The 5,072-nt window shown below is 71.4% G+C and carries 4 protein-coding genes; 1 reads left to right on the top strand and 3 read right to left on the bottom strand.

Features of this window, described 5'->3' with window-relative positions; genetic code table 11:
* From I5E_RS06080 to I5E_RS06070, 3 genes are all read right to left on the bottom strand, one after another.
* On the bottom strand, positions 1 to 427 hold a 427-nt coding region (locus I5E_RS06080; protein WP_031261706.1), incomplete at its 3' end, for a YhgE/Pip domain-containing protein.
* A complete protein-coding gene (locus I5E_RS06075) occupies positions 424 to 1,140 on the bottom strand; it encodes a hypothetical protein (RefSeq protein WP_022906206.1) in 717 nt (238 codons plus the stop codon). The genes I5E_RS06075 and I5E_RS06080, both read right to left, overlap by 4 nt.
* Entirely contained in the window at positions 1,137 to 1,802 is a 666-nt protein-coding gene (locus I5E_RS06070) for a TetR/AcrR family transcriptional regulator (RefSeq protein ID WP_049973454.1), read from the bottom strand. Before I5E_RS06070 ends, I5E_RS06075 begins: the two co-directional genes overlap by 4 nt.
* Positions 1,803 to 1,963: 161 nt before the next feature.
* Here I5E_RS06070 and I5E_RS06065 point away from each other — a divergent pair.
* Positions 1,964 to 5,072, top strand: a 3,109-nt coding sequence (locus tag I5E_RS06065; protein ID WP_022906204.1) for a S8 family peptidase, incomplete at its 3' end; no start/stop codon positions are given.

Raw genomic sequence — 5,072 nt, 5'->3', positions numbered from 1 at the left:
GGTAAGAGTTCGTGTCCGCCGTCGTCATCACGAGCTCGGCACGCTTCGGGTCGTCGGACTGTGCGAAGACGAGGGACTCCGAGAAGTCGTGCGGGATCGTCACGACGAAGTCGTACGTGCCGTTCCGGACGCCGGAGCGCGCGTCGGCCGCGGTCGTCTCCGTCCACTTGAAGTCGGCACCGTCGATGGCCTCCTTCGTGACGTCCTTGCCGTAGTCGACCCGGTCGCCGTCGAGCGTCGCGCCGGCGTCCTGGTCGACGATGGCGGCCGGCACCTGGTCGAGCTTCGCGTACGGGTCGCGGTTCGCCCAGAGGTAGGCGCCGCCGTACAGCAGCGGCACGATCATGAGCGCGATGAACGCGAGTCGTGCGAGCGGGGTCGCGGTGAGTCGCGCCAGTTCGGCGCGGACGAGCGAGGTGGTGGTCACGCGGTCGCCTCCGTGGGCAGGTGGTCGGTCTCGGACTGGAGGCGCGGGTCGTCTCCGTCGGGTCGGGCCACGTCCTCGGGGTCCTCGGTCTGGGTGGTGTCGAGCGGCTCGATCGTGTCGAGCAGGTGTTCGACGGTCGCGGCTGCGGCCTTGGAGGTCACGAGCAGGACGGTCACACCGCGGCGGGCGACGTCGCGCACGACCGCGAACCACCCCTCCACGGCGCCGCCGTGCCGCTCGGGCGAGGTGACCACGAGCCCGGTCACGCCGTCCCGCAGCAGGGCGAGTTCGGCGAGCAGTCGGACCCGCACGTCGGTGGGGACGCGCTGCACCGGGGTGTCGGCGTGCTCCCGCAGCCCGAGTTCGTCGAGCACCGTGTCGACGTGTTCGCGGGAGGGTCGCTGCCCGGCGAAGGCGAGCTCCTCGCGTACGACGCGTTTGACGGTCAGGACGGGGAAGGGCTCGGCGACGCCGGGGGTGTCGACGAGGGCGAAGGTGCGGCGTACCGCGGCGTCGTCGTCGTGCCCGTCGAGCAGGACCCGACCGGTCTCCGGACGCATGCGACCGCCGGCGACGAGCGAGGCGAGCACCGGTGCCTGTTCGGTCTCGACGGCGACGACGCCCGGACGGCCGGGTGCGGCGACGGCGGAGACGACGGGCAGTGCGGCACCGGGCTCCTCGCCGATGCCGACGTGGTCGAGTTCGAGGGTCATGCGCGGTCCTTCTCTGGGGAGGCCTTCGTGGTGGTCGCGGGTGCGGCGGGCTCGGACAGGGACGCCGTACGCCAGTCGATGCCCGCCATCCCGAGCGCGGAGAGGACGACCATGCGGCGTCCGTCCTCGTCGGAGGTGCCGGAGCGGGTGGCCTCGTCGAGCACGGCGATGCACGCGCCCTCGACGAGCCGGCCGAGGGTGGCCGGGTCGACGTCGTCGCGCATGGTGCCGTCGGCGATCCCGAGGGCACAGGCCTCGCGGACCTGGGCGCGCAGCGGTGCGAAGACCTCGGCCACGGACTCGCTGAACGGGCTGCGGATTGCGACCCGGGCCATCGACCGGACGTGGGACACCTCGGACCAGAGCGTCACCGCGATGGCGGCGAGCCGGGCGGCCGGGGGGAGTGCCTCGAGGTCGGCGGCGGTGGGCATCGCGCCGGCGACCCGCGCGGCCCCGGCCGTGACGACCTCGCGCACGAGGTCGTCCCGCGACGGGAAGTGTCCGTAGACCGCACGTCGCGAGAGTCCGGCGGCCGACGCGATGGTCTCGAGCGGGACGTCCGGATCGGCCTGCAGCGCGGTCTTGGCCGCCTCGATCAGGGCGGCCCGGTTCTCGGTCGCGTCCCGGCGGGGGGCGCGGACGGACTGGTCGGGAGTGGTCACGAGCACCATCGTAATAACGTGCACACGTGTGTGCAAGTTATTCGATCCGACACCCCCGTTCGGGGGCAGTCCCCCAAAGTGCGGACTGCGCACCCTGAGAGCGAACGCATAACTTCACAGCAATTCCATGAAGAACACGGACGGAGCCAGGAGTGCGCCTTTTGAACCGTGCAACACCGAACGACAACCCGAACCCGAACCCGAACCCGCATCGCATCGCACGCGTGCTGACCGCCGGCATCGCCGCCGCGGCCCTCGCGTGCGGTGGGCTCGCCGTCGGAGGGGCGGCGTCCGCGGCCCCGTCCGGCCTCTCGCCCGCCGACCTGAAGATCGCGGCACCGCTGCGTGACGCGAAGCCCCAGAAGACGATCGCCGCGTTCGTGCGGACGACCGGCCAGGGTGCCCTCGAGGTCGACGCGAAGGCGAAGGGCGGCGACCTCACACGGTCGAAGACGCAGTCCTCCGCCGCCAAGCAGCGCGTCAAGGCGATCGGCTCGACCGTCGCCGCCGTCCGCGCCGCCGTCAAGCAGTCCGACGCGAAGGCCACCGAGCTCTACTCGACCGAGTACACCGTGCCCGGCATCGCCGTCGTCGCCGACGTCGAGGCGCTCCGCAAGGTCGCCGAGCGCTCCGACGTCGCGAGCATCATCCCGCTCACGCCGAAGAAGGTCGTCGAGCCGACGGTGAACAAGGACGCCTCGGCGGCCCCGTCCGGCGTCGACCCGAGTCTCGTGAAGCCGGGAGCCGACGGCGTCAGCCCGAAGAACGCGGCGAGCGACGTCTACACGCGGGCGCTCAACGCCTGGCAGCAGACGGGGCACACCGGCAAGGGCGTGAACGTCGCCGTGCTCGACACCGGCCTCGACTACACCCAGGCGGACTTCGGTGGCCCCGGCACCACCGCCGCGTACCAGGCGGCGCTCGACTCGACGAGCGCACCTGCGGCGGGCTCCTACGACCCCGAGAAGTTCCTCGGCGGCTACGACTTCGCCGGTCCGACCTACAACGCGGACCCGAGCGACCCGGACACCTACCAGCCGGTCCCCGCACCGGACGACAACCCGATCGACGGCAAGGGCGGCGACCACGGCACGCACGTGTCCGGCACGATCGCCGGCTACGGGCTCGACGCCGACAAGAAGACCTTCGACGGCGACTACACCAAGCTCACGACGCAGCAGGTGCAGGACATGTGGATCGGTCCGGGCACCGCGCCCGAGGCCGGCCTCTACGCCCTCAAGGTGTTCGGCGACGGCGGCGGCTCGACCGACCTCACCGGTGCCGCGCTCGACTGGGTCGGCCAGGCGCTGACCGAGGGCAAGGACATCAACGTCCTCAACCTGTCGCTCGGCTCCGACTACGGCGCACCGGACGACCCCGACAACGCCAAGATCGACGCCCTCACCGCCCGCGGTGTGCTGCCGGTGATCGCCTCGGGCAACGCCGACGACTTCACCGACATCGGTGGCTCGCCCGGCAACGCCGAGGGCGCACTGACGGTCGCCGCCAGCGCCACCGGCCAGTCGCTCTACGACGGCGTCCAGGTGACCGCCCCGTCCGCGGTCGCGAAGACGTACCGCGCGCAGTACTCCCAGAACTTCCAGGGCACGCTGCCGGTCGAGGGTGACGTCGTCGTCCCGACCACGAACGTCGACGGCTGCACGCCCTTCACGGGCGCGGACGCCGCGGCGATCTCCGGCAAGGTCGTCTGGCTGAAGTGGACCGACGCCGCGCTCGAGTGCGGATCCGGGACACGCTTCAACAACGTCCAGGCAGCCGGCGGTGTCGGCGTGCTCCTCGCAGGGACGATCAACACCTTCAGCTCGGGCATCGCGGGCAACGCGACCATCCCGGGTGCCGAGCTGACCAAGGACAGCGTGACGAGCCTCGCGGCCTCGGCCAAGGCGGGGACCCTGCACGTCAAGTTCGCCGACGAGCTCAAGGGCTTCGAGCTCGCCACCGACCCCGAGGCCGTGAACACGCTCGCGTCGTTCACCAGCCGCGGTGTCCACGGCTCGTTCGGCGACATCGTCAAGCCGGACATCGCCGGCCCCGGTGTCAACGTGATCTCGGCGGCCAACGGCACCGGTGACGACCGCATGTCGATGAGCGGCACGTCGATGGCGACGCCGGACGTGGCGGGCATCGCCGCGCTGACGTTCGAGTCGCACCCGACCTGGTCGGCGCCGGACGTCAAGGCCGCGCTCATGAACACGGCCACGCACGACGTCAAGGACGGCTCCCGCACGGCGACCCTGCTGCGCCAGGGCACCGGTCGCGTCGACGCCCTGCAGGCCGTGACCGCGGACACCACCGTGAAGAGCGTCGAGAACGGCCAGCTCGTCACCGCCTCGTTCGGTGTCGTCGAGGTCGCCGGAAAGACCAGCCAGACCCGGTCGCTCCTCATCCAGAACACCGACTCGTCGGCCCACACCTACGACGTGGCCTACCAGCCGCAGGTGGCCCAGCCGGGCGTCGCGTTCTCGCTCAGCACGAAGCGCGTCACCGTCGGCCCCGGTCGCGGTGCCGTCGTGGACCTGACGTTCACCGTCACCGACCCCACGCAGCTCCGTCGCGTCATCGACCCCACCCAGGAGTCGGTGCAGCAGGGCTACCAGCGTGAGTTCGTCACGGCCGCCACCGGTCTCGTGACCTTCACCCCGACCGACAAGACGCTCGACCCGCTCCGTCTCGGCACGTACGTCGCGCCGAAGCCGGTCAGTGCCGTGCGTGGCTCGGGCGTGACGTTCACCGGCCCGCAGAAGACCGCGAACCTCGCACTGAGCGGCCGCACGGTCGACCAGGGCGGCCTGACCTCGGGCTACCACGCCGCGGTCGCGCCGTTCGTGCTCGGTGGGACGGACGCCGTGGAGTCGTTCCCGGCCGGTTCGGCGTCGCAGTCGCTCAAGGCCGCTGACGTCCGTGCCTACGGCGTGAGCTACGACAAGGCGTCGGACACCCTCGCCTTCGGTGTGCAGACCGCCGGTCCCGACGCCAACCCCGGCGCCGTGACCAACGTCGAGGTGTTCATCGACACGAACGGCGACGGCAAGGACGACTACCTCGTGTACGACGCGAAGTCGTCCGTGGTCGACGCGACGCTCGTCACGACGATCGACCTCGCCAAGGCCGCCCAGGCTGCCGACGACCCGGACATCGACCCGGTCGTCGACGCCTTCCCGCTGAACGGCGGCGCTCCCGGGCAGGACGTCAACACGTTCGACAGTGCCGTCAAGGTGCTGCCGGTGACGGCCTCGGCGATCGGTGCCC

Origin of the sequence: Curtobacterium sp. B18 (genome assembly GCF_000333375.1) — a bacterium.
GTDB lineage: Bacteria > Actinomycetota > Actinomycetes > Actinomycetales > Microbacteriaceae > Curtobacterium.
Note: the sequence above shows the minus strand (reverse complement) of the source record. Positions and strands in the feature narration are given on the sequence as shown.

Bases quoted from the DNA above. Each gene is read 5' to 3' on its own strand.
- I5E_RS06075 (WP_022906206.1), bottom strand. From the start codon at position 1,140: ATGACCCTCGAACTCGACCACGTCGGCATCGGCGAGGAGCCCGGTGCC.